The organism is Bacillus jepli, from assembly GCF_047238305.1.
Taxonomy (GTDB): Bacteria; Bacillota; Bacilli; order Bacillales; family Bacillaceae_L; genus Ferdinandcohnia.
This window is the reverse complement of the sequence record NZ_JBDFMO010000001.1, coordinates 1,405,639-1,421,032: the sequence shown is the minus strand read 5'-3', so window position 1 is coordinate 1,421,032 and position 15,394 is coordinate 1,405,639. Positions and strand designations below refer to the sequence as shown.

The window sequence follows — 15,394 nt, the reverse complement described above, 5'->3', positions numbered from 1 at the left end:
ATTCATTCCTTTTTTAGACATGAAAAAGCACCCGACGAATTTCCGTCAGGTGCCATCATTTCTACGATATACTTTTCTTGGTCTCATACATCGGTTCGGCCTTCATGCTTTGTGGCAGCATTTGAATGGAATCAATGAACTACTAAAAAGGCTACCCAAATTAATGAGTAGCATTAAGTAATTCGCTATTTAATTACTTCTTTTTCAATTTAAGAAGTTCTTCTTTGGGTAGTCCGGTCATTTTCTCGATAAATGCAAGATCTAACCCTTCTTGCATAAATTTCAATGCATATTCGTAATCTTTTTCTGCTCTACCTATTTCTCTCCCTAATCTCCGCTCTCCTTCAAGGTTACTTAACAAGTCACGCAACTCTTTTGCTCGCGCTTCATAAATGACACGATTTTCTTTATTTGCACTTATTGTTTCCCACTCAATGAGTGCTTCTTTTACTTGCTCGATGTTCATTGCCCATTCCTCCAATTCGGACATTAATTCATCGTCTAATTTATTTTCCGGATAATCCACTGCGGTTAACATTAATAACCAAGGCAATTCTTTGTTGTCGTTCAGTTTCCTTCGGTATTTTCTCCATTTTACCACGAAAGAGGTCAAATCAAACACATGGAATTCAAGTTGATCGCTCCATAGAAAATGGCTATTTTTTTCTCGGATATGAAAAATAGTGTGGAAATCATCGGTTTCAGTAGGAAAAAGTGAAAAGTTTAAAATAGAAATAGAAATCGTAGGACGCAGTTTGCGATATTGGTCACTAGAATGTATGGAGGAAGAGTAAGTCTTTGCCCAATAATAGAGAATTCTTTCGGGTAAATCATGTTGGTTAATGACCTGAATTTCAACATTTATATTTTCGCTGTTCTGAGTAAGTACGGCTAAATCCAATCGAACTGTTTTCCATCCTTAGTCTCCTTTGAAATTTCAGTATTAATAAATTGCAAATCTTTAATTCTATTGTGTCCTTTCCTTCCTAACAAATCATTGAGAAAAGCAATTGTAATATGTTTTCGACTTGGCTGACCAAATAATTGTTTAAACATAAAGTCTACTTTTAAGTCGAGGTATTCTGGTTTCATCTGTATCTTCCTTTCGGGGTCATTTTTCGGGGAGTGTAGAGGCATATGTAACAAATATTCATTTCGACATGAAACCACATTTTCCTGCAAGTTTTCAAAAATAAAAAAGCACCCGACGAATTCCCGCCAGGTGCTATCATTTCTACGATATACTTTTCTTCGTCTCATACGGTGGGTCGGCCTTCATGCTTTGTGGCAGCATTTGAATGGAATCAATGACACTATCAAGCTTCGTTTCAATCCGGTGCAAAAGATAGAATGTCACGACGACAGGAAAGCCAACCTCTTGGATAAAAGGCAAAAACTGTTCCACCATACCTCCTCCTTCCACTAAAAAGTAGAAGCCAACTTCCTAAATAGAAAGTTGGCCCAATTCCAATTAAAGTTCAACTGTTTCAACATTACGCTCGACAACGCGTGCGCCTTTTTTCTCGACAATCGCACCACCAGGTGTTAGAAACACATTTGTTGATATAATGAGATCCATTGCAGCGGAAACCGCTACTGCATCAACAGGTTCGATTGGATTTTCAATGGAAATAGTCGCCGTTTTTCCATCTTCATTTTTAAATTGCATTTCCAATGTTTTTGCCATTGTTATTCCCCCTTTCTATCCTTTTGTTTAAAACTTACTGTCCGTCACTAGCTAGTGAATAGCTGTCATTACGCTCAAGTCCGACAAGCTGTAAACTTTGTAGCTTTTCGATTGAAACGGCTACTGAATACAAATCTTCAGCTGTTACAAGTGGGTTGATGTTGTTGTAGTTTTTATTTTTGTAGGTCATCTGCCCTTTGTCATCAATCCCATTTTCAAACTCAAAGCGTAACTGTGTACGTTGAATGTCTTTTAATACTGCCATGTCCCTCACCTCCTTTACACCTATGTTATAGAGAGGTAAGGGGCAAAAAGGGGCATCGTTTTTTAAAAAAGGCAAAAAAAATACCTCCATAAAGGAGGTCCAGCAAAAATATATAAACAAAGGGGGGGAATACACTATCATCATTGCCAGATCTGAACGATCTTATACGTCAAAAAGAAAAAAATATCTGAGGTTCCAATAATTTCACTATAATGGCTCATACTAGTCGTATAAGTTGCATTTGCCGAGGTGTACGTATGATCACAACTTTTATATTCGAATATTCTAACTCCATCATCTTCCAGTATATTTTGTTTAAGGGAATGAGCCTAGTACTCCCAGATGACGGCGGCTTTTTTTCGAGTAGTATCTTTTTCCCGTTTCTTTTATTTAGTTTGTTTTTATGCATGTTTATCGCGATTCTCGGCAATAGGTATCAGCGAAAATTAAACAAGCAAGAGCGCTATTTTCGACCTCTGTACGATTTAAACCCCAGCTCAATTATTATGGTTGATCCAAGTGGTGTCATCATTGACATAAATCGGAGCTCAGAAAAACTAACGAAGATGGAAAAAAGGGATATTATAGGCTTACATTTTACTCATTTTTTACCTAAACATGAGCAAGAGGTGATAAAACAACAATTTGAAAAAGTTTTGGCGGGAGAAGTTGTGGAATATGAGGTTCAAATCCATAACTCAAATGGTGACTTGATTGATGTATTTGTTCGGAATATCCCCATTATCGTAGAGAAAAAGATCCTTGGAATCTATGGGATCATTATGGATATCACCAAAGAAAAAAGAAACATGGAAAAAATCCATTTCATGGCCTACCACATGCCTCTCACCAATTTACCCAATAAACGGAAGCTTAGTGAGGATGTGGGCGAAAAGTTGTCGAATCGAATCCCATTTAGTCTCATCTACCTTGATTTGAATGAATTTAAAAAGACTAATGACCGTTATGGACATTTGGCTGGAGATGCAGTTCTAACAGAGGTTGCCAAACGTCTCAGAGAAGTAGACGACCAAGGTGTTGCATACCATATCGGTGGCGATGAATTTGCCGTGACACTTCCCGATGTGCAGCATGAAGCCATTGAAAAAATCGCACTAAGCATAGCTAATGAAATAAGCCTCCCTATTACCTATCATGAATTTACTTTAGAGGTATTTGCGAGCATCGGAATTGCGCGTTTTCCGTTTGACGCAGAAACCATTGAGGAATTACTACAGAAGGCGGATCTTGCCATGTATGCATCTAAGGAACACGGTCGGGGTCACCTTGTTTTTTATCATGACACACTTTTAAAAAAAGTTGAGGAACGCTTTATGCTTGAGCAGGATTTAAAGGAAGCTCTCGAAAAACGGGAATTTGAAGTCTATTTTCAACCACAATTTGAAATCCAAACAGGAAAATTTTGTGGGGCTGAAGCTTTACTACGTTGGAATCACCCTGAAAAAGGAATGCTTAGTCCGGATGTTTTTATCCACGTGCTCGAGGAAACCGGTCTGATCGTGGATGTCGGTGAATGGGTGATTACAGAAGTTTTAGGATTGATATGTTCGTGGACCGAGGCGGGCTATGAGTTTGAGCACATCTCAGTGAACTTGTCGCCAAAGCATTTTGAAAAACATAGCCTATGTCGTTTTATAGAGGAAGTGAATATAGAGCACACCTCTTGCCTTCATCGCTTAGACATCGAGATAACTGAAAGTGCCTTGATAAATTTGGAAAAATCGATTGATTCTGTTCGCGAATTAAAGAAACTTGGGATTAGCATTAGCCTTGATGACTTTGGCACCGGCTATAGCTCTCTAAGCGTTCTTCATCAACTTCCTATTGACTATTTAAAAATTGACCGTTCTTTTATTCGAAATTTTAATTCCGATTCCAAAGCTCTCATTCAAATGATTATCCAAATGTCCGATAACCTTAACGTCAAAGTCGTCGCCGAAGGCATCGAAACAAACGAACAACTCACATTTCTCAACAATCAAGGATGCACCTACGGCCAGGGCTACTACTTCAGCAAGCCTCTCCCCCAAACCGAATTCGAAGATAAATGGCTAAAGGGACCATAGGGACGGTTCTATTGGTCCCTTTGGGCAAGTGGAGCCACAGGAACCGTCCCTGTGGCTCCTCCGTTCAAACGAAGAGATGTGACAGAAGCTTCAACCAACCAAAGAACGCAATCCAAAGAGGTATACTTAATGTTGTTCCCCACACCATACCAACCGCTAATTGATTCGTGTTCTCTTCCATCACTTCGCCTCCTCACACTTTCTTACCCATATTATAACGAAATAATGACAACGCTTACACATAAACTTCCCAACAAATTATGCCAAATTGCATCAAAAAAGGAACGCCTTGGTGTGTTTGTCCCCGATTTTAGGTCCACAGGAAGTGGGTCAAAGGCGTTGTGATAGGATTGAATCCACCGGAAAACTTAACTCTACCCAGCATCACTGGTTGGCTTCTGCTGAATAAAGTTACACCCAAAGCTCCCTTTTTGATGTAGTGATGGCAGTAGCACCCGCTTCGAGCGCCTTCTGCACTTCCTCTTTTGTCCGGATCAGCCCACCAGCAAGCACCGGTACATTCAATCTCTCTTTCACCTCTTGGATCATCCACGGCATGGCCCCAGGCAGCACCTCAATAAAGTCAGGTTGATTTTTTTCAATTAGTTTATAGCTTTTTTCAAGGGCATGCGTATCAATCAAAAACATCCGCTGTATCGCGAAAACTCCCTTTTGCTTCGCCTTTTGAATCACACTTGATTTCGTCGAAATTAACCCGTACGGCTGAAACTCCTGGCAAATAAATTCCGTCGCATACTCATCACTTTTGATCCCATGTACCATATCCACATGAAAGATCATCTTCTTCCCATATTCATTGGCCATTCTCTTAATATTTTTCAACTGAGCAATGTGTATTTCCGTAAAAACCCCGATTTCATATTTACTTTTTAAAAAATACTCGAATTCTTTCATCGTCGTTGATGCGGGTAAAATTTGTTGATCCACCAGTCTTCCCTCCATCTCTATAAACTAGTATACACTTTCAGTTACAAACAAAAAAAGAGCCCCACTCACGTTTGAGCAGGGCGAAAAGAGAAAAAAGTCTACAGGTAAAATATATAGTCAAATGTAGAAAACCCCCATTCTCTACATTAACTAACAAGAGTATGATTGGTTATAATACCAATCTAGTATTTTACTATAATTATATAGTACCAATGTATTAGGAAATTGTATATTGGGAAAATCGGTGTAAAAATATAGCGATTATTAGCACTTTTTGAAGGCAACTTTCCTAAAACGGGGCTTTTTTAGCGATTTTTGTCTAAATTTGACCTAAATATTTTAATTTTTATCTACACGTTTCCACATTTTTATCTCCATGGACATGCTATTATTTTTTAAATAGATTAAAAAGTTAAAAAATAATATAAAAATAATGTGTTGACTGGGGGAGGAGTGCTAAACTTGCCTTATTATTCGTTTAAAGAAATTTGGACACCCTTAAAGATCGTGGGAATTCGTTTTTATCAAAGACTTGAAGATCGGCTGTATTTTGTGAGATACGGCAAAGGACCACGTCGTCCTTTTTTAACTCGATTGAGTAAATTTAGTGCTAGGGCTTAGGCTCTAGCCTATTTTTTTTGCTCGCGGGACAGAGGGACAGGTTCGTTGTCCCACAAAAAATTAAGGAGTCAATCTTGTACTAGGACAACTTTCCGAAGGCATATCCATAATAGTAAACAAGCTTAAGGGGGCTTTTGTTTACATATGAGAAGACGACGCGGCTTGCCCATTCAGTTCATTTTGGTCATAGTTGGGGCCATTCTTTTTGTTATTTTATTACTATCATTATTTCGTTCATCACCGGAGGAAGAAGCTAAAGAGCTTGTGCAATCCTTTTATAAATACGAACAGGATGCAGATTTCGGAAGCTCCTGGGAATTATTCCATCCCCTGATGCAGGAGCGGTTCCAAAAAGCCGACTACATCCAGCAGCGCAACCATGTGTTTGTTGGACATTTCGGAACTGACACGTTCAAGTTCACGATGGAGGACGCCGAAAAACTCAAATCCTGGCAGATGACGAAAAACTCCACCATCTTCCATGATGTCTATAAAGTGCCTATCACTCAAACCTACAAAAGCACATATGGAACCTTCTCCATCCACCAAGATGTCTTCGTCGTCCAAGAAGATGGGGACTGGATGCTCTTGTGGTCGTATCGATAAGGTGTGATGTGGCGGAAGAGCACAATGTTTGAGCATTTTAAAAGCCTTCCCGTTTACTCGGAAGGCTGACTATCTAACGTAGGGACGGATAAACGGGGCTGTCCGAAAAGTCATTGAAAAGTGACTTTTGAGGACAGCCTCCTTCTTTTATATTATTTTCAGGTTAAAACATGGTGTTGATTTCCGCTGCAGCTACTCGCTTTCCGCGGGCGGTCCGAGAGCCTCCTCGTCGCAAGCTCCTGCGGGGTCTCTCCTGGCCACGCTTTTCCCGCAGGAGTCTCGTACCTTCCGCTTCAATCAACTAGATTTAAAACAGTAATTTTTACACAATTCTTAAAAAAGTACACAAAAAAATCGTCTTTTCAAGTAAAATTGTAAGTGACCAAACCAACAACTTTCGAAAGGACGATTTTTATGAGTAATCAAATGACTACTGAATTAAATTATAACACGGAACAAACTACCCTTCCACTAAATATCCAAGAAGAAACTTGCGTTTCACCTAAGAGAGAACTCCGTCCCACATTCATTCCATACAATAATCAACAAATTACCTTCATTCCTGATATTCAAGAACTGATTCCAGATCATCACGTGGCACGAGTAATTGACGAAATGGTTGAAGCTATTCCTGATGAAAAGTTGTTCTCCCATTATAAGGGAGGGGGCAGAAGTTCATTTCATCCAAAAATGATGCTTAAAGTCATTTTGTATGGATATTCCCAAAAAACATATTCATGTCGTGGAATAGAAAAAATGTTAGAAGAAAATATTCCAGCTATGTGGTTAGCCGCGATGCAAAAACCAGATTTCCGTACATTAAATGATTTTCGCGGACAACGAATGAAATCATTAATGAACGAGCTATTCGAAGCTATGATTTTAAACCTCATAAAAGATGGATACATAACAATGGAAAACTATTTTTTGGATGGGACAAAGATCGAAGCCAATGCCAATAAGTATTCTTTCGTATGGAAAAAGGCTACAACCAAATTTGAGGAGACGTTAAGAGGAAAAATTCAAGAAACCCTACGCCACATAGAAATGATGACCGAGTTAGAGGCTTCTGATGATGTACAAAACAATACTCAGAATTCAGAAAACCTTACTTTTAAGCTTGAGGAAATAGCAGAAACTCTTGAAGAAAAAGTAGAAGTATTGTCTGAGGAACTAAAGAACGAAACAAATGCAGAAGTTAAAAAAGAAATTAGACAAAAACGGAGCTTATTCACAAAGCCTTTAAAGTTAATCCGTAAGGATTTCATACCACGTCTAGCAAAATACAAAGAACAGAACAATACATTTGGTAATCGTAATAGCTATTCTAAAACCGACAAAGATGCAACATTCATGAGAACCAAAGAGGATCATATGAAAAATGGTCAACTAAAACCCTGTTATAATGTTCAAATGGCAACAGAGAATCAATTTATTTTGTACTATTCCATCCATCAGCGCCCAACAGATACACGTTGCTTTAAGGAACATTTGGAGAGACTAGCTTCCTCGTCTTTACCAATGCCTAAAGTAGTTATTGCCGATGCGGGTTATGGAAGTGAAGAAAACTATTTATACGCCATTGGTGAAGGTAAAGAACCTCGTTTTGAGTTCCTCATTCCTTACGGAAGCTATATGAAGGAACAAACTCGCAAATACAAAAACGATATTAGTAACGCGAAGAACTGGGTTTACAACGAACAGGATGACATGTTCATTTGCCCGAATAACCGAAAGGTTTTGTTTAAAAAGTATCTAACAAAAAAGAACTCATCGGGTTATGAACAAAGTTACAAAATATATGAATGCGAAGATTGTACAGATTGCCCATTAAGACAACAATGTACAAAAGCAAAAGGTAATCGCCAGGTTCATTGGAACACAATATTTGAAGAAATGAAAGCAAAGGCAAAAACAGCCCTTGAATGTGAGGAGAAAGCAACTATCTATTCTCAACGTAAAATTGAGGTAGAAAGTGTGTTCGGTCACATCAAGGGCAATCGGTCGTTCCGCAGATTTTCTCTGCGGGGGCTCGATAAGGTTCATGTCGAGTTTGGGATTGTGGCATTAGCACACAATCTATTGAAAGTAGCAGGCATCCGCCTGGCTACTTTCAATAATCAAAATCCATCAAAAAAGCAGCGAGAGAAAAACATAACATTTTTCTCTCGCTGCTTTACTATTTTTGGGACTTTTTAGACAGCCCCCGTATGTGGGACGAAGGGACAGGTTCTGTGTCCCTCAACTATGATGGAGCCACAGGAACCGTCCCTCTGGTCCCTCCACTATTTCATTTCGATTGCCTTCTTCACCGCTGCGTATGCGTCGACATATCCTGCGCCAACTTCCCACTTCTCGTAGCCAGGCATTGGTATCGCAGTGTCTTCGATAATTTGCTTAATGGCGTCCGGTGACAGCTGTGGATTTGCTTCCAATAAGAGCGCTACAATTCCCGCAACATGTGGTGTTGCCATTGATGTCCCGCTCATAATCGTGTAGAACGGCACATGCAATGGATTCAATGCTTGCACATCCTGTAAAGCCGCTAATGATGAAATCGGTGCAATCGCTCGTGTAGACACGATATCCACCCCTGGTGCCGTAATGGTTGGTGCATCCTTCCACGTCCATTCCTTGCCATCCAATGTGAACGTGCCACCCAATCCTTTTGTTCCTCGTGAAGAGAAGTCTGCTAATTTTATACTACTGTCACCTGCTGCCACTGAAATCACCCATGGCGCCTTTGCGTACAGATTATGAGTGTTCTCACTCGGCCCTTCATTTCCAGCAGCAAACAGAACCGTTATCCCCGCATCATACGCTTTTTTACTAGCAATATTAATTGGATCGTTCGGGTCAAAATCACCTGATGAACCCCAGGAATTTGTAATCACTCGAATATTGTATTTATCCTTATTTTTAATCGCATAATCAAAACCACTGATACCATCAAGAACGAACAGCGCTGCACCTGAACCATACCCGATCAAGTCTGCACCAGGTGCTACACCTTCATATTTGCCATCTGACATCGCACCCGTGCCACCAACCGTCCCAGCCACATGTGTACCATGGCCGGAATTTGAATCCGTATTCGGCACATTTTCGAAGTAAGTAATCGGAAGAATACCTGGTGCCAAGTTTGCTAAATTCACAGATCCAAGCACGTTTTGCACAAGGTTTTTTCCAAAAAGATGGTCGCCATGTGTCCCGTCAACTCCACTGTCATTGACGACAACCCCAACACCCTTACCCGTTATAGGCTGGCCGCCGTTTGCCAAACGGATTCCCTCATCCGCCCTCACACGGTCGACACCGGTTATTTCCGTCGATGTTTCATTAAAATACTCTAGCTTTCTATTAAAATAAATCGAGCGTACTTCATTACTTTGTGCGAGTTTTTCAATTTGGCTCTTCGTCGCAACAATTCCTGCAATCGGGAGATTTTTCATCGAAACGCCAACCTTGATTCCGAGTATGTTTAATAGACCCAATTGATGCTCTTTTGGAGCACCATCCCCATTGAATGTAACAATCACCTGTAAGGAGCTAACCTTGTCCCACACCGCTTCTAGAGCAGGATCAATAATCGCTGAGCCTGTCTCAACTGCAGAAACAGTCTTCTTTTCTTGTAAAAATGACGGAATCACTAGTAAAAGCGCAAATAATACAACAGCAAGTTTTCTCATCTCTTTCCCCTTTCAAATCACATATGTAACTTTCTTACTTCCATTATCGCGCCCCTACTAAAGGTTTCCTATTACGCAAAAGACGTAAAACTCCGTTAAAAAAGCAGTATTTCTTGTTATACAAAAGACATATTGTTGTAATATCGCACAAAAATGGTTACATAAAGTTACAGTTTTCCCGGATCATAAATAAGTTTGTAAGAATCATCGCGAGAAACGTACTCGAATCTCTATTTTTAGGCATAAAAAAACTGCCTCCACAAACGGAAAGCAGTTGTTGACCTTTATATTCAAAAAGCCCACATTGCTGGGGGCGTAGGACATCTATAGCCCAGACTACTGGGAACAACATACCTGTCCACGCGACCTAGGAGACCACAAGAACCGTCCCTCTGGCTCCTCTGGCACTCGTAGCCCCCCACGACCCAAGGGAACCACAAGAACCGTCTCCGTGGCAACCATCGCACCCATGGCAACCCTGGCACCAACGTGGCACCTACATCGGCACTAACTTGTTTTGCACGGCGTAGATGACGACTTGGGAGCGGCTTTTGACGTCGAATTTTTTGAAGATTTTGCTGACGTGAATTTTTACGGTTTTGTCGCTGATGAAGAGGCGCTCGGCGATTTCTTTGTTGCTAAGGCCTTCCACCAGGCATTGCAGGACTTCTGTTTCCCGTTCGGTTAATGCATTGTCCTTCGGCTGCTCCTGTTGTTGTTGATGGAAGGTAAGAAGCTTTTTCGTCATCGATGGATGAATCACAGACTCCCCGCGTGCGACTGTTCGAATCGCTTCCACCACTTGCTCAGACGGTGCATCCTTTAACAAATACCCGTCAGCACCCTCGCGAATGGCAGCCATAAAATACTCTTCATGGTTGTGCATTGTCAGCACCAATATTTTAATCAAAGGATATTTTTTCTTCAAAATACCTGTTGTTTCCACTCCATTTTTCTGGGGCATATTGATGTCCATTAAAATAACATCAGGCTCACACATTGGCACCTTTTCAAGTGCATCATCCCCCGAAACCGCCTCACCAACAACGAGAATATCGTCCTCAAGTTCTAAAATATTCCTCAGTCCGTCACGTAACACAGCATGATCATCCACCAACATAAGCTTGATCACCAGTACTACCTCCTTCAAGTCCCATTTTCGGAACCGTTAATGTAATATCCGTACCTTGGCCTTCTTTTGTATCAATTTGAAGAGTTGCATTAATCTTTTCTGCTGCGTCATTCATGTTTAAAATTCCAAAATGAGGATTGTTTTGTGCCTTAACCATCGCCTGGAACAATGAAAACCCTACACCATTATCCTTTATTTTTAAAATAATGTGCTCCTTTTGATAGCTTAACAGAACTTCTATTTTGGTGGCCTGTGCATGCTTAATTGTGTTTTGCAGGCTCTCTTGAAAAATATCAAATAATTCCTTCTCGACCATTGGACTAAGTGGAACCTCTTGGCCTCTAATATCAAACGAAAAATGAATATTGTACTCGCTCTTTATCATATCAATTCGCTTATTAATGGCAACTGACAACCCAACCCGCTCTGTTGGATATGGGCGCAGCTCATAAATCGATTCGCGCACTTCTCGTAAGCTAAGCCTTAATTTATCCATACTTTCCCGAATAAGCTTTCTCGTTTCATCAGGATGACTTTTAAATTTTCGTTCAGCTGTCTCAAGCTTCATGATGGCGCCAGCTAATGTTTGGGCCACACCATCATGGATGCCTCTAGCAATTCGGTTGCGCTCTTCAAGGATAATTCGCTTTTCCTGTTCTTCGATTAAAAACCTTGTCTTCACCGCCACTGCAAGCTGATTCGAAAGCGTCGCGATCGAATGAATTTCATCTTCCTCAAAGCTACGCGCTCGACTTTTTGCTACAACGAGCATCCCAATCGTTTCGTTCTCAACGACCATCGGTGAGTACACAAATGCCTTCATATCCTTTTTAAAATACTCATCAATCGGACCAAGCTTTTTCACTCGATCTTGATAAACAATCGGCTGTTTTTTTCCATCAAAACGAGCTAACGCCTCACCAGTCAATTCATCTTTCGGAGTAACACGCCCGTCAAAATATAAAATCTTCCATACATCGTTTTCCTTGACCCACAGCATAAGTGCCTGCACATCCACGATTTGCGAGAACGTATTTTTAAATATATCAATCCATTCTGGTGAATGGATTTTCTTGTTAACCCCGGTTGTGATTGAAAAAAGAGCGTTCAACCTTCTTTTTTCGTTTCTTAGGGTTGAGATGACCGAGTACAATAACGAGACCGCAACCAATGGAGAGAAGAAGAAGAAGAGCGAGAACTCGTCAATTGTACGACTCCCAAGGTAAAACATCATCGTTCCATATAGCAAGGAAACTCCTACATTGCTTAACTCAGTTAATGATTTATTTTTAAATAAATAAAGTGTATAGGGTTGCGGACGAATGAACAACACGATATCCACGATGAAATTATTTATGATAAAAAAGAAGCATAGAAAAAGAAAGTAAGTACTAAATCCCGCTAGAAAATCATTACTTGATGTTAGAATTTGATCCACATCTGTATGTGATAATATGTATTCCGCTAAAAAGACACTTAAAGTCAACTGGGCCGGATTAAATACCACAAGCCTCAATGGACGTTGGTGAAGGATATTAATTGCTAATGCAATTACCGCATAGATGATGATGGGATACGAAACCCCGAATAGCTCATACATCACGAAAACGAATGGGAATGAAATCGATGTTGAACCTCTCAAAAGTGGAATTGGATAATACTCTGTTATCGCTAAAAACACTGTGAGCAAGAGAAGGATGGTGATATCGTTCGTTGGTTCCAGATGAAAAAGTGCGTTTATCACAGCACCCCAACCTAGTACAGCGATGATAATCATATATAATTTTGCATAATTTTCCCGTCTATGTGAGGAAACCATTGGAAGCCTCAAATCGCTCCCCCCTTATCCATAACATTCAGTTAATTGGACCTGTTACTATCCTAATATATGTATTAACTAAAAATCACAAACCAAGCCATTGAAAACGAATTCATATTTTAAAAATTTCTTCAAACTCAATAAAAACCCAGACTAGTCGAATGGCGTGAAAACCACTGACCAATGCTGGGTAACCACAAACACCGCTAAATGTTTGTGTAGGTAATTATGTCAAAAAAACGGGAGAATTTCCATGACCCAAATTTATTATTTTTATACGCCAAAAGTAGTAAGACTTGTCCTCGAAACTGCATTCCAAAGGGATTTCCCCCAAATAAAATTTCTTAATTGAAAGACAGCCGAAACCCAAGCCTGTACGACAAAAATTGTGTCGAATCGCGACAGTTTAGATATGTCATTATGTTGTTGGAAAACCTTTAATATCATTTGCTAAGTCTTGAATGAATTGCTTTATATCAACTTCTGCACTTCTTTCGCCCTTCATGTAGGCTCGAATTAACGCTCTTCTTACCATTTTCTCATCAATCGAAATAACCTTTTCTGAAGATTTATCATTCAATTTATGTTCACTCCTAGCTGAAAAAGTGCCTTCATTTAAAGATTGCCTGGTGAAGAATGGAGACGCCTTCACCAGGAACAAGAATTCAGTAAGTACCATCACGGCACTTTGGGAGAAAATGATTACTCGCCAAAGCTGGATGGAGAAACCAGCTCCGCCAAGTATTTACTATACATGTACGCCAGAGACTTCTTTTTTGCGACTGTCTCACTCAAAATATTTCTAAATTTAGGTAAAAGCCACACCGTTTTAATGCCAGGAATCCAAATTTGTACGATTTTGCGGTATAATAAAAAGATATGATTTTAGTGGATGTTCAATAATTATTGCATGTGGGGAGTGAGACCACTTTGCTTCAAAACGATATACCAAAGGATGCGGTCATGCATTTTTCCGAAAAGCTTCGGAGTATGATCATTTTCGAAAATGAAGAAGATCGCAATTTAATCAAAAAAGGACTAAACCTCTACCGTCAGGGGAGTGTTTATAATGTACAATACAACGGAAACACGCTGGAGGGCCGTGTGCAAGACGTCACCCCGGTTGATGTCACACTTGATCTGGATTTTTTAGAACTATCAAGTTGTACCTGCCCAGATCCATCCTTTTGTCGTCACCGGATGGCCCTGTTTTTCTATATGTACGCAAGCGTCGATCGCGTAGGGTCTCTGCTTGAACAGTGGAAGGATGGCAACAAACCGAAGCCTACGCTGGACTCGATTCCGGTTATAAAAGGTAACGTCCTACAGCGTGTCGAATACAAGGAGAATTCACTTGAAAGCTGGCTAACCCTTTTTAATAGTGAATATAAGCGGTTTGAATCAGGACAACGCGAAAAAAATGTGTACTCATTCGCAACCTTGTACCATTCCCTTTTTCAGAACATAAAAAGGAAAGCGCCGCGCTCTGAGGAGCTCAAACGCTTATATCACATCCATGCCGCTCTTTTTTGCATGCGAAAAACAATAGAGCTGCTCGGACAAATTGAAGTCCGAAATTACCAGGTAGATACGTATATCCGACCTTACTTTCATAATTTCACAGATGTCGTGCTCGACAACTCACTCGAGATGCGGAAGGTGTCCCTTTCCTTTTCACTTGATGAACTGCTTGAGGAAAGTCTCGAACATGTTCGCAACACGCTTCTTGCGGACACCCTATTCCAATATGAGCGCATGCAAATGTACCGTTTGCTTTGGGCTACCTTTTTTAATCGCGAAAAATGGCTAGAACTCGAGGAAAACGCATTGAACACCGAACAACCAGCGCACCTGATTGCCTATGCCCATATTCGTTTTTTACAAACGGACGACAACACGGCAATCGACACAATGAAAAAGCTGGGAAATTCAGGGATTCCCTATAGCTTTTGGTGGATTTCCTATCTGTCAGAATCAAAAAACTGGGACCGAGCTCGCGCTTGGATTGACCATGCAATAGAAGGAATTCGCGGCTATATTTTTGGCATCCAAAGCTATGAAGGACGCCGCCACATGACACGGTTATTTTTACAAAACATCATGTCTTACGCTGATGAGCGCGATTCCGCCGTTTATATTAACGCGCTGAAACAGCTCCTTCCTTATAGTTATGTGGAATACAACGACTTTTTGCTTGATACCGACCAATACCGGAAATGGGTCGAACTGCAAATCATGGTCGGCTATGACATCGACGAAATGGACCGTTATATTATAAAAGAAATTGAAACCCTCGACCGAGCCGCTTTGCTTCCGCTATACCATCAGGCCGTCGCAAAGGCAATTGAGGGCAAAAACCGACCAAGCTATAAAAAAGCCGTTAAATATTTGCGCAAAATCCGGACACATTACAAAAAATTAAAACAAGAAGACCGTTGGGATGACTATATTACGAAGCTTTCCACTGTGAATAAACGATTACGCGCGTTCCAACAGGAGCTGCTTCGGGCTTCGATGATTTCAGAGTAAAGGGGTGAGAC

12 protein-coding genes and 1 pseudogene are annotated in these 15,394 nt (G+C 40.5%); 4 read left to right on the top strand and 9 right to left on the bottom strand.

Translation table 11 applies throughout. The annotated features are described in order from the left end of the window. Positions 1-193: 193 nt before the first annotated feature. From ABC371_RS07185 to ABC371_RS07170, 4 genes and pseudogenes are all read right to left on the bottom strand, one after another. Positions 194-1,056, bottom strand: a pseudogene (locus ABC371_RS07185) (Rpn family recombination-promoting nuclease/putative transposase). A 178-nt stretch (positions 1,057-1,234) separates the two neighbouring features. Beyond that, positions 1,235-1,405, bottom strand: a complete 171-nt coding sequence (locus tag ABC371_RS07180) for a YvrJ family protein (protein WP_116352074.1) — start codon at positions 1,403-1,405, stop codon at positions 1,235-1,237. 66 nt (positions 1,406-1,471) lie between these two features. Then, positions 1,472-1,687: a DUF2922 domain-containing protein gene (locus ABC371_RS07175; protein WP_136381441.1), complete on the bottom strand. Its 216-nt coding sequence runs from the start codon at positions 1,685-1,687 to the stop codon at positions 1,472-1,474. A gap of 34 nt (positions 1,688-1,721) precedes the next feature. Then, positions 1,722-1,952, bottom strand: a complete 231-nt coding sequence (locus ABC371_RS07170; protein ID WP_412896161.1) for a DUF1659 domain-containing protein — start codon at positions 1,950-1,952, stop codon at positions 1,722-1,724. Between the two features lie 257 nt (positions 1,953-2,209). Between ABC371_RS07170 and ABC371_RS07165 the strand changes: the two genes are divergently transcribed. Beyond that, positions 2,210-4,039: a sensor domain-containing protein gene (locus ABC371_RS07165; RefSeq protein ID WP_412896160.1), complete on the top strand. Its 1,830-nt coding sequence runs from the start codon at positions 2,210-2,212 to the stop codon at positions 4,037-4,039. 411 nt (positions 4,040-4,450) lie between these two features. Here the strand turns inward: ABC371_RS07165 and ABC371_RS07160 are convergent, their stop codons facing one another. Continuing rightward, positions 4,451-4,987: a glycerol-3-phosphate responsive antiterminator gene (locus ABC371_RS07160; RefSeq protein ID WP_412896159.1), complete on the bottom strand. Its 537-nt coding sequence runs from the start codon at positions 4,985-4,987 to the stop codon at positions 4,451-4,453. Positions 4,988-5,752: 765 nt separating this feature from the next. On the opposite strand from ABC371_RS07160, the gene ABC371_RS07155 reads away from it, so the two are divergent. Further along, positions 5,753-6,214: a hypothetical protein gene (locus tag ABC371_RS07155; protein ID WP_412896158.1), complete on the top strand. Its 462-nt coding sequence runs from the start codon at positions 5,753-5,755 to the stop codon at positions 6,212-6,214. Positions 6,215-6,628: 414 nt separating this feature from the next. Next, positions 6,629-8,413 (top strand): IS1182 family transposase, encoded by a 1,785-nt coding sequence (locus tag ABC371_RS07150; RefSeq protein WP_412896157.1) that lies wholly within the window; start codon positions 6,629-6,631, stop codon positions 8,411-8,413. A gap of 86 nt (positions 8,414-8,499) precedes the next feature. On the opposite strand, the gene ABC371_RS07145 is transcribed toward ABC371_RS07150, so the two are convergent. From ABC371_RS07145 to ABC371_RS07130, 4 genes are all read right to left on the bottom strand, one after another. Then, a complete protein-coding gene (locus ABC371_RS07145; RefSeq protein WP_412896156.1) occupies positions 8,500-9,903 on the bottom strand; it encodes a S8 family serine peptidase in 1,404 nt (467 codons plus the stop codon). A 496-nt stretch (positions 9,904-10,399) separates the two neighbouring features. Then, complete coding sequence (locus ABC371_RS07140) at positions 10,400-11,035, bottom strand: response regulator (protein WP_412896155.1); 636 nt, start codon at positions 11,033-11,035, stop codon at positions 10,400-10,402. Then, positions 11,010-12,866 carry a GAF domain-containing sensor histidine kinase gene (locus ABC371_RS07135; protein WP_412896154.1) on the bottom strand — a complete coding sequence of 619 codons (1,857 nt, stop codon included), beginning with the start codon at positions 12,864-12,866 and terminating at the stop codon, positions 11,010-11,012. Before ABC371_RS07135 ends, ABC371_RS07140 begins: the two co-directional genes overlap by 26 nt. 406 nt (positions 12,867-13,272) lie before the next feature. After that, positions 13,273-13,434 (bottom strand): YwzD family small protein, encoded by a 162-nt coding sequence (locus ABC371_RS07130; protein ID WP_412896153.1) that lies wholly within the window; start codon positions 13,432-13,434, stop codon positions 13,273-13,275. Positions 13,435-13,784: 350 nt separating this feature from the next. Here ABC371_RS07130 and ABC371_RS07125 point away from each other — a divergent pair, with 350 nt between their 5' ends. Then, complete coding sequence (locus ABC371_RS07125; RefSeq protein WP_412896152.1) at positions 13,785-15,383, top strand: SWIM zinc finger family protein; 1,599 nt, start codon at positions 13,785-13,787, stop codon at positions 15,381-15,383. The last annotated feature ends 11 nt before the right edge of the window (positions 15,384-15,394 follow it).